This is a genomic window from Bilophila sp. T19-St14 (assembly GCF_059728385.1).
Genome location: NZ_BAAGFT010000001.1, coordinates 1,671,152 through 1,685,363 on the forward strand (window position 1 = coordinate 1,671,152; position 14,212 = coordinate 1,685,363).

Genomic DNA, 14,212 nt, shown 5'->3' on the forward strand with positions numbered 1-14,212 from the left:
ACCGGGGGCATGTGCCCACCCGGATGTGCGCCATATGCAGAAGGCGCATGCCCAAACAGGAGCTCGTGCGCCACGTTCTGTCCCCGCAGGGGGGGGAATTTCTGGTCGATGAGAGCCAAACCCAGCCCGGACGCGGCTGGTATGTATGCTCGGAAACGGCCTGCCGGGAAAAATTCCGGCGGTTCCGCACAGGCGGGCGGAAGCGTAAGGGAGATTAGTGCATGACTGAAGACAAGACCAAGGTGAAAGACCTTGCGACGGAGCTTGGCGTACCGACCAAGAATCTTTTGCAGGCGTTGCGTGAGCTGGATATTCCGGCGAAAAGCACTTCCAGCAGCATTGCTGCGGAGGACATCGAGCGCGTGAAGAACCATTTGAAAGACTCCGCCGCATCCGAACAGGGCGGCCGCCGCGAAGTGCAGTCCGGCGTCATTGTCCGCCGCCGCAGCAAGTCCGCCGAGGACGCCGCGGCTGAAGGCGAAGAGGCGCCCCGCGCGGAACGCAGGGCCCCGCGTGAAAGCCAGACGCCCACGGCCCGCATCGTCAGCGTGCCCGGCGCATCCGAGGCACAGGCCGCCGCGCCGGCCCCGTCTGCGGAGCCCGCAGCGCCGGCCGCTCCGAAAGTTTCCGTGCAGGAACCTGTGAAGGAAGCCGCCGGGGAAAAGCCCGCTCCGGCTGCCGAAGCGGACAAGGCCGACGAGCAGAAGCCGCGCCAGCCGCGCGACAACCGGCAGAAAAAGCGTTCCGGGCTGCGTGAAGCCACCCCGGCCGCCAAGGTGATCAGCCGTCCTCAGGACATCGCCGCCGCCAAAGCCGCCGAGGAGGCCGCTGCAAAAGCCGCCGCCGAAGCAGCCGCCGCTGCCGCGAAAGCTGCCGCCGAAGCCGCCGCTGCCGCAGCCAAGAAAGCTGAAGAAGCCGAAAAGCCCCGCAAGGCGCAGCCCGCCGCCTCCGCGCGGCCAGAAGGCTCTTCTGCGCCTTCGCTGCTGCCTCCGGTTTCCGAAGGCAACCGCTCCAATGCCTCCTCTTCCTCCGAAGGCGAAGACGACGAGCGCCGCGACCGCCGCAAGCCGCGCCGTCCCCAGGAACCGGCCACGCCGCAGGTTCGTGTCATTTCCCGCCCCGATCCCGCAGCCGTAGCCGCCGCCCGCACGCAGCAGGCCGCCTCGTCCGACGGACGCGACAGCCGCGGCGCCGGACGCGATGGGCAGGCACGGGACGGACGTCCCGGACAGCCGCGTGATGGGCGCCCCGGACAGGGACGCGACGACAACCGCCCGGCCCGTACCGGCTATCAGGGCCAGCGCTCTGCCGGTGGGGGAGCCCCCGGAGGCTTCGCTCCCGGTGCCGCGCCCGGCGGGCCGCTCCCGGATCGGGAAGGCCAGAGCAAAAAGAAGCGCAACAACAAGAGCCGCCGTACTATTGATTTTCAGGATTCAATGGGCGCCGGGCGCCGCCGCGACGAGGATATGGATGATATGCCGCGCAGAGGCGGACGCAGGCGGCCCAAGAATACCAGCCGTCCCGTGTCTCAGGCTACGCAGCCCATCAAGGCCGCTAAGCGCAAGATCCGCGTCGAAGAAGCCATCCGTGTGGCGGACATGGCTCACCAGATGGGCCTGAAGTCCAATGAAATCATCAAGGTGCTGTTCAACCTCGGCATCATGGCGACCATCAACAAGGCGCTGGACATCGACACGGCCTCCGTCGTAGCCGCCGAATTCGGCTATGAAGTGGAAAAGGTGGGCTTCGCCGAGGAACAGTATCTGGCGGAACACCGCATTGAGGACTTGCCTGAACAGCTCAAGCGCCGTCCTCCGGTCGTGACCATCATGGGCCATGTCGACCACGGCAAAACCTCACTGCTCGACGCCATCCGCAAGACCAACGTGACCAGCGGCGAAGCGGGCGGCATCACCCAGCACATCGGCGCGTACCACGTAAAGACCAAGCGCGGCGAAATCGTGTTCCTCGATACGCCCGGCCACGAAGCGTTCACCGCCATGCGTGCCCGCGGCGCGCAGGTGACCGACCTTGTGGTGCTGGTCGTCGCCGCCGACGACGGCGTCATGGAACAGACCCGCGAAGCCGTGAACCACTCCCGCGCCGCCGGCGTGCCGATCATGGTTGCGGTCAACAAGATGGACAAGCCCACGGCCAACCCTGACCGCGTGCTTCAGGAGCTTGCCTCCCTCGGCCTCGTGCCCGAAGAATGGGGCGGGGATACCGTGGTCTGCAAAGTTTCCGCCAAGACCCGCGACGGCCTCGACGAAATGCTTGAAATGCTGGCCCTCCAAGCCGACATCCTTGAGCTCAAGGCCAACCCGGACAAGCCTGCCCGCGGGCACATCGTGGAAGCCAAGCTCGACAAGGGCCGCGGCCCCGTGGCGACCGTGCTTATTCAGGAAGGTACGCTCCATCAGGGCGACACCTTCGTGTGCGGCGTATTCAGCGGCCGCGTGCGCGCCATGTTCAACGACCAGGGCCGCAAGGTCAAAGAGGCCGGGCCGTCCATCCCTGTGGAAGTGCAGGGCTTTGAGGGCGTGCCGGAAGCCGGTGAGGAGTTCATCTGCCTTGAGGACGAAAAGCTGGCCCGCCGCATTGCGGAAAGCCGCGCCGTCAAGCTGCGTGAACGCGAACTCGCCAAGCAGTCCCGTGTGACCCTCGAAACCTTCCTGTCCCGCAAGGCGGACGATCAGGAAGCGCTCGTGCTCAACCTCGTCGTCAAGTCCGACGTGCAGGGCTCCCTCGAAGCCATCGTGGATGCGCTCAACAAGCAGAGCACGGAAAAGGTGCGCATCAACATCATCCACGGCGGCACCGGCGCGATCACGGAATCCGACATCCTGCTGGCTTCGGCTTCCGACGCCATCATCATCGGGTTCAACGTGCGTCCCACGGCGAAGGTCAAGGAAATGGCCGAACACGAAAGCGTGGACATCCGTTTCTACGACATCATTTACAAGCTCGTGGACGAGATCAAGAGCGCCATGGCCGGCCTGCTCGCTCCCGTCAGCCGTGAGGTGTATCTCGGTCAGGCCGAAGTGCGCGAAGTCTTCTCCGTGCCCAAGGTCGGCTCCATCGCGGGCAGCCATGTCGTCGACGGCAAGCTCACCCGCAGCGCCAGCATCCGCCTGCTCCGCGACGGCGTGGTCGTACACAACGGCAGGATTGCCTCGCTCCGCCGCTTCAAGGACGACGTCCGCGAAGTCCTCAAAGGCTACGAGTGCGGCATCAGCCTCGAAAACTTCAACGACATCAAGGTCGGCGACGTTATCGAAGCCTTTGAAATGGTCGAAGAAGCCGCTACGCTGTAGTGGTGGTGTGGAATAGATGAATTGGAGGGGGGAGGGAGAACCTTTCTGAAGAAAGGCTTCTCCCTCCCCCCTCCAAACCTCCCCTCTCCCTCTCCAAAGACTTTCCTATCCGGGCGTCGGTTCCGGCTTCGTTCTCAGCAACGGGCCGATCGGCGCCCTTCCTTTGCATGGACAATTCAGCGCTAGTATGCCTTCGCAGAGTGAAGAGCTGAGATGAATTATAGCAATCGGTTGGCGTTTTACTGCTTGAAAGGGGGATTTTCCTTTTTGATGATTTTCTAAAAGGCTGTGTTATAGAAAATGGTTGATGCTTTTTCCCTGAAACTCTAAAGGGATAACCGGAAAAATGCCTCAGCAGTGGATCCCGCCAAGGGAAAAACCGGAGAAAAAGGCTGTATTTTCAGTGTGCTGTGGAGATAAAATAACCATATACCATAACAGAGCCTTCTAAAATATTTATTTCGGATTTCAGAGAGTTGAAATACGGTTTTCCTTGCAAAAGTGAATATTTCGCTTGAAAAGCTCAATGGACAAGGACAATGTTTTTGCCGCAGGATGTGATTGTATCTTTTTTACAATGCAGGAAAATACTGTCTTTTGATCTAAGTTCAGCCCCATTGCCCCGCCTGCTGTAAAACCGCGCTTCCGTCCTGCGGCGCTGCAAAGACAGCATTGCTTTAGCCGTTGCCATTTTAGAGCGTTTTCACGTTGAAAATGCTCTTCGATTGTGGGAAACAGGCAATCGTTGCGAAGACATAAGCACACATTATTTGTGCTGTCCAATGCCGGAGCAAGCGTGTCTTACACTTTAATAACATTGTAAAATTTTGGCTCTGTCTCAGTATATGGTTGTTTTATCCCTATAGCACGGTGAAAATACAGCCTTTTTATCCAATTTTCCCCTTGGCGGAATCCAAGGTTACGACATTTTTCGGTTAACACATTGGAACTTCAAGGAAAAAGCATCAACCCTTTTCTTTGCCACAGCTCAAAAATAAAGACTCAATTGTTTGCTATAATACAGCCGTAAACAATAGCTCTTTCGTATCAGAAGACTGGCATTCTATTTCATGTAATTCATACATACTAAAGAAAAGTTTTTCGTTATTTGAAATTGCCAATAAATCTCTTAAAAAATCATATAAACTAAATAAGTATACTATTACTTTGTTTAATACAATGCTATGATTGACCTAACTAATCAATAAAAACCTCAACTATAAATTTTTCTAACAATAAATTTAGGAAAAATACAGTATCATTATATTGAATAAACATATCAACTATATGCTATAACAGAGCTGTTTTTTCCATACCCCATGTCTTTCCTGTACAAGCATTCCAATAACCAACAGTTATTATACAAAAAAATATTCCTCCGTTCCTCAAGCCAGAAAAAGCTGCGAATAGGGATTCGATAAGGTCAAAAGTCTTTGGGGGCGGAGGGGTGGGGGTTCGGGGGAGGGGAGGAGGGGGCTTTCTCCAGAAAGGCCCCTCCTCCCCTCCCCCGCCCATCTTCCCCATGAGAAACCTCCTCAAAGGGCTTGCGTTTCTGCGCGGTTCCATTATTTCAGAAAGACAGCGCAGAACGATTTTACCAACGGATTGAATCATGGTCATCGCAGTCCTCACCGTCGAGTACCACCTGCACGGCAACGATTCCCTCAAGGGAAAGCGCCGTGTCGCCAACAGCCTCAAACAAAAGGTGCGCAACACGTTCAACGTCGCCATCGCCGAATACGGCACGGAGGATTCCCTGACGCGCCTCCGGCTGATGGTCATTTCCCTGAGCAACAGCGAGCAGCACCTCCAGTCGCGAATGGACAAATGCCTCGCCATGATGGAGGCCGTGTGTTCCGAAGAGATGGTTTACAGTGACTTGGAATTCATCAATGGGGATTGACACCGTGTACGAACAAGACATGCAGACGGCCCATATCATCCAGCCCGCTGAGGAAATGGCGGCGATCATCCAGCAATTCGACAATATCGTCATCGTGGCGCACGGCAGCCCCGACGGGGACGCCATCGGCTCCACCGGAGCCATGGGCTCCTTGGTCAAGGCGCTCGGCAAACGGTTCGTACTCTATAATGCCACGGGCATCCCCGACTATCTGGAGTGGGTTCCCCTACCCGGAAAGCTCGTTACCAAACCCTCCGCCATCCCCTTCAAGCCCGGCCTGATCATCGTGCTGGACTGCGGCGATGCCTGGCGCATGGGCAAGGAACTGCTCGCGGTCTTTCCAGAGTACCCTTCCGTCAATATTGACCACCATCTCGGCAATCCCATGTTCGCCTCCCTTGGGAACTGGGTAGACCCCGGAATGGCCGCCACGGGCCAGATGGTGGCCGCCGTCGCCGACGCCGCCGGCGTGCCCCTCACCGGGGAACTCGCCCAGTGCGTCTACCTCTCCCTCGTCTCAGACACGGGCTCCTTTACGCACGGCAACACCAGCGCGGCGGTCTTCACGCTTGCCGCCCGCCTCGTCGCCAACGGCCTTGACGCCGCCGCCATACGCGAAAAGCTCGACAACCAATGGTCCATGCCCAAAACGAAGCTCTGGGGCAAGCTCATGCAGACCCTCTCCCTTGAATGTGACGGCACGGTAGCCGTCTGTCCCGTCACGATGGAGGAAATCGGCTCCTTCGGGGCCGTGCGCGAGGATCTGGAGGGCTTTGCCGAACAGATGCGCCGCATCAAGGGCGTACGCGTCGCCGCGCTCATCCGGCAGGACCCCGGTAACCGCTGCAAGCTGAGCCTCCGCTCGTCCGGCAGCGACGACGTGCGCTCCGTAGCAGCCTTCTTCGGCGGCGGCGGGCATCTCAATGCCGCAGGAGCCACCATCGACGATGCCGACATGGACGCCGTGACCAGACAGACGATACAAGCCATTCAGGACATCACGTTTGGGGCGGGCGAAAAATAGAATGGCTCTATATATAAGAGAGAGAGAGAGAGAGAGAGGAGGAAGCAGAGGAACCTTGCTCTGGCAAGCCCTTCCAGTGCGGCATGTACCGCCACTCATCTATCAAAAAGATGGCTGCGCCATAGAAAATGGTTGATGCTTTCTTTCCCAAAACTCCAAGGGAAGACCCGATAAAATACCCCAACCATAGACCCATCAATGGGAAATTAAAGGCTGTGTTATAGAAAATGGCTGATGCTTTTTTCCTTGAAACTTCAAAGGGATACTCGGCAAAATGCCTTAGCCGTGGATCCCGCCAAGGGGAAAACCGGAAAAAAGGCTGTATTTTTCACCGCCCTGTGGAGATGGAGCAACCACATACTATAACAGAGCCTAAAATTTAAGGTACGTTTGCTCCGGCATTGAACAGCGCAAACACAGTGTGCTTATGCCTTCGCAGCGGCCGCCCGCTTCACGCAGTCGGAAGAATATTTTCATCGTGAAAACGCTCCATCCTCTCCCACAAACATCCCTCCTCAAATGCAGCCATAAGAAAAGGCCCATCCCGCAAATGCAGGAATGGGCCTTTTCATTTCGGCGGGAAAGCCGACGCGCAGCCTCCCCATCAGTTGAAAGTCTTGGGAAAGGAGGGGGTCCGGGGGAGGAATACCCCTTCTTCAGAAGGGTTTTCCTCCCCCGGTTCTCTCCCCGCCTACTTCTTGGCTTCAGGCTTGGCGTCAGCCTTCGGAGCGGCCTTGTCGTCGGCCTTCGGGGCGGCGGTGATGGGCTCCAGCTTGACGGGCGCGAAGGTCACCTTAGTCTTGTCCATTTCGGCGATCACTTCTTTGGTCACATCGGACTTGGGATCGAACGCGAGCAGGCTTTCGGCATTCATGATGACCGAGTAGTTCTTCTTGGTGCGGAAGTCTTCGAGGGTCTTCTGCATCAAGCCGTTGATCTGCTGCACGACCTTCTGCTGTTCGGCATTGACGATCTGCTGGTAGCCGACAAAGGTCTTCTGGAAACGGGCGCGGAGGGCTTCGTCATTGGGGGCCTTTTCGATCATGCCCTGAGCCGTCTTGAGCTGTTCCTGCATGGCGGCTTCAAGCTGCTTCAGGTGCTCAATGCCGGCCTTGCCGGGTTCGCTTTCCTGAAAAAGGCGGGCCGGATCGACCACGGCGATTTTGCTGGCGGCGCAGCCGGTCGTCGCAAATACGAGCATGAGGCACAGAGCGATAGCGCTGATAGTACGCATGGAAACTCCATTCGCAAAGAGGTTCAACGTCGCCGCAACCCGGCGACTGGGGTTCTTTCCCATAGGAAAGGTTCCGTCCAAATGATCATCTTACCTTTTTTCCCCACAAGCCACAATCCACAGCAAAAGACGGGATCGCGGGGCGATCCCGTCGGCTTTCCGGCATGGAGGAAAAACAGCCTGCGCAGGGAAAGGGCCATCAGCCCATCATGGAAAAACGCTCGCGCGACTTCAGCACCTTGGCAAGGAACGCCTTGGTTTCCCGCGAGGAAAGCTTCTCAAGGAGCGTATCCCGCACCTGTTCCGGCGTCATGGCATTGATGGCTTCAAAGGCGGCGTCACGCGACTTGCCGAATGTCCGCAGCATGCCGCCTGTACCGATATTATAGGCGGCGATGGCACAGTACTCTCTGGATTTGGGATCGGCGATCGCGGTCAGGTGCCGGTTCTGCAAAAGATACATATACGCCGTGCCGTACTTGATGTTCGTCTCAGGGTGCAGCAGCAGCGAAGGGGACGGCTTGCCGGTGCGTCCGAGCCAGCGGTGCACTTCGCCGCCGGCCGTATTCGGCACCACCTGCATGAGGCCATGCGCCGAACGGTTGCTGATCAGATCAGGGTCGAAATCGCTTTCGGTGTAGATAATCGCGAATATCAAATCAGGCGAAAGATTATAACGGTCGGCATATTTCTCCACGACCGGGCGGTACTGCTCGGCCTGCCGGCGCATGGAGGCGGTCAGCCCGGAAAGCTGCCGCAATTCGCCAAGCAATTTTTCCGTACGCTCAAGGACTTCGGGGGCCAGCTCGAAAGCCTGCTGGCTGCCGTTCCAGCGCAGGGGCAGATCATCAAAGTCCATCTGTTTGCCCAACACGTCAAGATGGGCGGTTTCCGCCTGATTGACGCGGGGCATATTGGAAAACAGTTCCGCACTGGGAACGAAATCGGCCTGCCGGGGTTCCGTTGGGGCGGAAGCAAGCATCGCCGCAAGGGACGTGCTGGTCGTTTCCAGCTTGACCGGGATGCTCCCGTGCAGCGGGCGCATGGTCACCGTACCGTCGCTCTGCACCTCCAGAACCGGAAAACGGCCCTCGGAAGCGGCAGAGGACGTTGAAGGAAGATTCTGCTTCATGGCTTCCCGAAACTGCTCAGGAATATGAAGCAGCGGGCGGGGCAGAGGGTTTTCCCCTTTGGCCCGGCTGGTCGCTCCGGTGGCGGGCTCAAGGCTCTGATTGCCTCCTCCGGGCACAAAACCCGTCACAAGGGCAAGCAGGGCCAACGTGCCTGTCACAGAAACAGCATATCCTGCCAATGGGTTACGCATAAAAAAACTATCCTCGACTGTTTGGGTCCAGCCGGAAAAAAAGCATCTTTCCAGCTCATAGGGCGCGCCATAAGGTTATAGCAAAGAGCGTGCCAGAACCCTTCCTAGATAGAAAAAGAAGATCTGGAAGGTTTGGGCGTTCTGCGCACCCTATGAACGGGCCCCACAAAAAAAGCCCCTTTTCCTCACGGAAAAGGGGCCGAAAGCCATTTCCGCCCTATAGGGCGAGAAGTGAGGCGCCAAGCCGTTTTTGAGGCTCCCCCCATCAAGAAGTTTCGGACGAAAACCGGATCGCCCTTCCAAACAGGACAAGGCGCACGGCAGATCCCCGCGCGCCTCCAAAAGGCGAGATGCGGGAGGGCAAGCCGAAGACGGCTCTTTTTACCGGGTAAAAACCTTTTTTGGTATCATTATTTGTACTTTAATCAAAAATATCCACTCTAATGGTATAATATTTTATACGTTAATAAGAATAATTTTCTTTACATAAATTATCATGTGTCCTTCCGCAGAATCCGGGACAATACGGAAATGTTCCCACCCGACGGCTTCCGCTCCACGAAAACCTTTTCCGGGCGACCCCCCTCCGCAGCCCACCTGCTACTGCCGTCCTCCGCAGGCGGCTTCGTCCATGACCCAGATCAGCTCGCCTCCTTTCGGCCGCACAAGCTGCACGGGCAAAGAGGCGGGCGCCAGCAGATCCAGCGCCTTGCCGAGCGGAGGACGCTTCCCCGCCCCCGTCACCAAATACAGGCAGCAACGGGACGCGTTGATCATCTCCAGCGTCAACGTGATGCGGCGGCTCTCCGGCTTGGGGGCCAGATGTTCAGCTACGGCGGCCCCGGTCAGGCGGCCCGAACGCAGCGCATCGGGCGCCAGCAGCGGGCTGCCGGGGAACAGCGAAGCGGTATGCCCGTCATCCCCCATGCCGAGCAGGGCGCAATCAAGACGGGGCCTCCCCCCTTCCGCCGGAACGTGCCGCCGCAAAATTTCCTCATAAGCCACGGCGGACTCACCGGGATCGATCTCGCCGTCCATCGGATAGATTGCCGCCGCCGGGACATGCGCCAGCAATTCCTGATTGGCCGCACCGTAATTGCTTGCGGGATGTTCCGGGGCAACACAGCGTTCATCCACCCAGAAAACGCGGGTGTGCGCCCAGTCGATCCGCTCCGCCCACGCCTCCGTGCGCAGCAGCCGGAACAACGCCAACGGCGTGGAGCCTCCCGACAGGGCCAGCGTGAAGACGCCGCGCCGGGATACGGCCTCCGCACAGCGGGCGGCCAGCAACCCGGCGGCGCATGACGCCACGCCGTCCGCATCGGCCCGGACATACGTTTCAAGGTGAAGCCCATCCAATGGATTATCCGTTTTGTTCTGGAGCATCGTTCTTGTCCTCTTGCTGTAGTGTCGGCTCTTTCGCCTTGCGGGGGCTGCGCAGTTCCACGGGCACGGTTTCGTTCTCGCGCAGGTGGACATCCATTTGCGGGAAAGAGATTTCAATGTTGGCCTCAGCGAACTTGGCGTCAATGGCTTTTCGGATGTCCGAGGCTATGCCGCTGCCGTGCAGAATGTCCCCCACCCAGAAGCGCAGCCGGAAATCCAGCGAACTGGCCGCGAAATCGTTAAACAGAACCACCGGTTCCGGATAGGCCAGAACCTTCTGGTGCTCCTTCGCCACCTGCTTGAGCAGTTCCTCGACGAGCTGGATATCCGACCCGTAGGCCACGCCCACAGCGACCTCCTGCCGAACCATACGCCCGTTGCGCGTCCAGTTGGTGAGCTTGCCGGACAGGAACTCCGCATTAGGCACGAAGATGACGGCATTGTCGAACGTCTCCACCTGCGTGGAACGGATATTGATGCGCCGGACGATGCCGGTGACGCCGCCCACGTCAATGACGTCGCCTTCGCGCAGGGTCTGCCCGAAGATGACCAGAAGCCCGCTGACGAAGTTGTTGATGATGTTCTGGAGGCCAAAGCCGATGCCTACGGACAAGCCGCCGGCGACCACCGCGATGCTGGTCAGGCTGAACCCAAGCGCGCTCAGGGTATATAAACCGAACAAGCCCCACAGGAGATACGTGAACCCGGCCTGAATCGGCCCCACAAGGCTGCGGTCAAGGCGCATGGAGTGCGCGGGCAGATCCGCAATGAACGACCTCCCCACCGAAATGAAAGAGCGGGTCACGTAGAACGCGCTGACGATGAACAGCACCTGAAGCATGCTGAATGAAGTCTTGCCCACGCTCACGTCCATGTTCGCCAGGTGCGTCAGCAGAAACTCGCCGCCGGGGTAGGCCAAAATCCAGAGCCCCGTTGCCGCCGTCGCCAGCACGAGCATGGCGGGAAGCGCCAAAGCCAGCAGGAACCCGCTGAACAAAGCCTTCACCCCTTCCTGCGGCATGTGCTCGGCAATGACGTTCATGAGCCGCATAAAGCCAACGGCCTGCTGTACGCACACGGCCACAGCCGCATACGCCACGCATACCAGAATCGACAGCCTCCCCCATCCAATCAGGGTCATGAGCACGGCAATCCAGAGGATAAAGGACTGCCCTTTCAAAAGATTGATGACCAGCGGGAACGGGATATCCGGCAAGGGGCGCTTGTAGTCGCGCCAGAGCGTGGCAAGCGACATCAGCAGCCAGATGCCGCCAAGGATCGGGCCGGGTAAATTGAAAAACAGGAGGAGAAGCCCGCCGAGCAAGGGGGTGAACAACGGCCACAACGGTGAGCGCAACTGAAGATCGTTCCGCTGGAATGTGTATAAGTCCCATGCAAGCGCCATCTGCCCAAGGCTCAGGAGCAGCGTGCCGATGATGGACAGGACATGGTACGAGCCGCTCGGAGACCATGCCGCAAAATGGAACGTGAAGCCAAAGGACAGCCAGATGAAGCTGTGCCCGCACATCTTGGCCCATCCCGTGCGCAGGGATTCGGGCCATGTCCTCGACATGCGGCGCGATATGAAAATAAGGCCGTGCAGGGGCAGGATAAACACGATCGCGCGCAGTATGACGCCAAGCCACCCGGCGAGGGTCCACGGCAGTTCCGCGTTCATGCGGACGGAGAAAGTTTCCTGCAGCGCATTGATGCTTTTCTGGATATTAAGCCATGAATCCACATCGTAAATCTTGCCCGAACGCTGGAGATAATAATCCTGCCACAGTCCGGGAATGGACTTGGCAACCCGCCCGGTCAGGGATGTGATGTTTTCCTGAAGTTTGCGGGCGGGCGCGAGTACGCGGCTGATGCGGATCTGAACCGTATTCAGCCGCCCCTGCGTCTGCGCAAGATCGCTCAAAAAAGCCCGCAGCTCCGGGGAAATATCCGTTTCATCCTTCGATGGGGTGGAATCCTGCTCCAGAAGGGAAATTTCACTGAGCCTGCCTTTCAGCGTGTTCAGCGTGCCTTCCAGCGGTTCCAGCACATCCGAGAGCTTCTCGTTCAGCCGTGCCAGCCGCTGCTGGACGACGGACAACTCCAGCGGCAACCCCCTGCTCACGCGGGAAAGCGTCATAAGCCGCTGGTACTCTTCCTCAATGCTGTTGAGCGCCTCATTCAGGTTACGGGAAGCGTCCGGCAGGCGTTTGGTCAAGGCCACGGTTTCCGCGTCAATGGCCCCAAGTTCCTCCACCCGGTTTTGGAGCAGCGTATTCCAGACATCCTGCGTCGGATCGGGCGCAGGTTTCGGCGCGCTCGCGGGCGCATCCGTTTTCTGCCCGGATACGGGAGCGGCATCGGCAAAAGCGATGCAAGGCAGGGAAAGGCTCAGGCAAAGAAACAGGGAAACAAGTCGGAGAGCATTCATACAGCGGCGTTCCGTTCGGCTAGAGTATGTTCGACGTTCCCGGAACATACCCTGCTATCCTTCCGCTCGGCAACCACTGAGAATGTGAGGGGGGAAGAGAATCGGGGAGGGGGAAGGGGCCTTTCTGAAGAAAGCCCCCTTCCCCCTCCCCGAACCCCACCCCCATCCCCCAAAGACTTTCGGCCTTATCGAATCCCTCTTCGCAGCTTTTCCCCTTGTTTGAGAAAGGGACGCTATGGAAGGCTATAAACAAAGGTTTTATCATAATGTGGTTGTTTCATCTCCACAGTGCGCTGAAAATACAGCCTTTTTCTCCAGCTTTCCCTTTGGCGGAATCCAAGGCGCTTTGCTGGTTATTCCTTTGAAACTTCAAGGAAAAACATCAACCACTTTCTATGGCACAGCCTAAACAAAAAGGCTCTGTCATAGTATGTGGTTGTTTTATCTCCACAACATGCTGAAAAATATAACCTTTTTATCCTGTTTTTCCATTGACGGAATCCATAGCTAAAACATTTTGTTGGTTATCCTTTTGGAACTTCAAAGAGAAAAGTATCAACCATTTTCTATGAGACAGCCAACAAAAAAGGAAAAGAAGAAGAAGAAGAAGAAGAACGAAAGGCTTCCCTTCCGTCAAAGTGTTTCCGGCGGGGAACCTGACCGCCCTCATGAATCAGCCTGCTGCAAAGCCGCGTTTTCCGTCCTGCGGCGTTGCGAGGCCAGCATTGTTTCAGCCGTTGCCGCTTCAGCGGCGTACGGATGAAGACTGCCGTTGATGATGCTGTGGCCAGCCAACGAAACCACGGCGGCTCTCCCTAAGCGACAAAATCCGCTGACGGCTACCGCAATCTTGCGGCATGTCCAGCTTCATACAAGAGTTGCCTTGTACCTTGCCTGCCGAAAAGTTTCGCTTTTCCGTGGATGGCCTTTTCATAAAGGTTGTCCACAAAACCAGATTACGAAAGGCTATGCCATAAGAAATGATTGGCGTTTTATTTCTCAAAACTCCAAAGGGGTAACTAGATCGTGTCGTCGTTTTACATATAATTGTTTAAAATTATTGAAAACAATCTTTTTTGCAGCTCAAAATAATTAAACATTTTCAATATATTATATAATTAACGACACAACCTAGGGGCATCAGCCCTCACAGCCCTTTTTAGCACGACATGCGATCCTTTGTTTCCCCTGCCCAGCACCCAGCCGAACGCCTCGCGCTGCGCGGACTCCGTAGCAGAGGCATTTTCCCCGCCCCATATCCAACGGAACTCCTGCCGCGCGGCCTCCCCACCAGTCAAAAGTCTTCGGGGTGGGTGGGATGGGGTTTGGGGAAGGGAGGGAGGCCCCTTCTCCAGAAGGGGCCTCCCTCCCTTCCCCAATGCTTTTCTCCACAACACTTCTCCCCAACACCACCTCCCAAAACAAAACCCCCGCGGGCACTGCTGCCTTTGGGGGCTTCGGAGGCGTGCCGATGCGCCACCCGCGCACCGGAACATACTGCATTTGAAAACGGGATACCTTCTTGATTGAGGAAAACGGAAGGATTGGGAAACCGCCGGGGCCAGGGGAGGTGCCCCACGGACAAGCTGCTAGGCGAAC

General features: G+C 57.5%; 10 protein-coding genes. 5 read left to right on the forward strand and 5 right to left on the reverse strand.

Annotation, left to right across the window (positions count from 1 at the left end; translation table 11 throughout):
• The first annotated feature begins 23 nt into the window (after positions 1 to 23).
• The 4 genes from AC6I1V_RS07220 (at position 24) to AC6I1V_RS07235 (ending at position 6,241) form a co-directional block, all read left to right on the forward strand.
• Complete coding sequence (locus tag AC6I1V_RS07220) at positions 24 to 218, forward strand: YlxR family protein (protein ID WP_255344675.1); 195 nt, start codon at positions 24 to 26, stop codon at positions 216 to 218.
• A 3-nt stretch (positions 219 to 221) separates the two neighbouring features.
• The gene (infB, locus tag AC6I1V_RS07225; protein ID WP_486854836.1) at positions 222 to 3,314 is read left to right on the forward strand and encodes a translation initiation factor IF-2; all 3,093 of its coding nucleotides are present in this window, start codon (positions 222 to 224) and stop codon (positions 3,312 to 3,314) included.
• Between the two features lie 1,612 nt (positions 3,315 to 4,926).
• On the forward strand, positions 4,927 to 5,217 hold the full coding sequence (locus AC6I1V_RS07230) for a DUF503 domain-containing protein (protein ID WP_005025051.1): 291 nt from the start codon (positions 4,927 to 4,929) through the stop codon (positions 5,215 to 5,217).
• On the forward strand, positions 5,207 to 6,241 hold the full coding sequence (locus AC6I1V_RS07235; RefSeq protein WP_486854425.1) for a DHH family phosphoesterase: 1,035 nt from the start codon (positions 5,207 to 5,209) through the stop codon (positions 6,239 to 6,241). Before AC6I1V_RS07230 ends, AC6I1V_RS07235 begins: the two co-directional genes overlap by 11 nt.
• A gap of 691 nt (positions 6,242 to 6,932) precedes the next feature.
• On the opposite strand, the gene AC6I1V_RS07240 is transcribed toward AC6I1V_RS07235, so the two are convergent.
• The 4 genes from AC6I1V_RS07240 to AC6I1V_RS07255 form a co-directional block, all read right to left on the reverse strand.
• Positions 6,933 to 7,475, reverse strand: a complete 543-nt coding sequence (locus AC6I1V_RS07240; RefSeq protein WP_302551423.1) for an OmpH/Skp family outer membrane protein — start codon at positions 7,473 to 7,475, stop codon at positions 6,933 to 6,935.
• A 199-nt stretch (positions 7,476 to 7,674) separates the two neighbouring features.
• The gene (locus AC6I1V_RS07245) at positions 7,675 to 8,766 is read right to left on the reverse strand and encodes a transglycosylase SLT domain-containing protein (protein WP_486854426.1); all 1,092 of its coding nucleotides are present in this window, start codon (positions 8,764 to 8,766) and stop codon (positions 7,675 to 7,677) included.
• Between the two features lie 633 nt (positions 8,767 to 9,399).
• Positions 9,400 to 10,185 (reverse strand): 6-phosphogluconolactonase, encoded by a 786-nt coding sequence (pgl, locus tag AC6I1V_RS07250; RefSeq protein WP_486854427.1) that lies wholly within the window; start codon positions 10,183 to 10,185, stop codon positions 9,400 to 9,402.
• Positions 10,163 to 12,613 carry a mechanosensitive ion channel family protein gene (locus AC6I1V_RS07255; protein ID WP_486854428.1) on the reverse strand — a complete coding sequence of 817 codons (2,451 nt, stop codon included), beginning with the start codon at positions 12,611 to 12,613 and terminating at the stop codon, positions 10,163 to 10,165. Before AC6I1V_RS07255 ends, pgl begins: the two co-directional genes overlap by 23 nt.
• A gap of 235 nt (positions 12,614 to 12,848) precedes the next feature.
• Between AC6I1V_RS07255 and AC6I1V_RS07260 the strand changes: the two genes are divergently transcribed.
• Positions 12,849 to 13,022 (forward strand): hypothetical protein, encoded by a 174-nt coding sequence (locus AC6I1V_RS07260; protein ID WP_486854429.1) that lies wholly within the window; start codon positions 12,849 to 12,851, stop codon positions 13,020 to 13,022.
• Between the two features lie 257 nt (positions 13,023 to 13,279).
• On the opposite strand, the gene AC6I1V_RS07265 is transcribed toward AC6I1V_RS07260, so the two are convergent.
• A complete protein-coding gene (locus tag AC6I1V_RS07265; protein WP_497736953.1) occupies positions 13,280 to 13,417 on the reverse strand; it encodes a hypothetical protein in 138 nt (45 codons plus the stop codon).
• Positions 13,418 to 14,212: the final 795 nt, after the last annotated feature.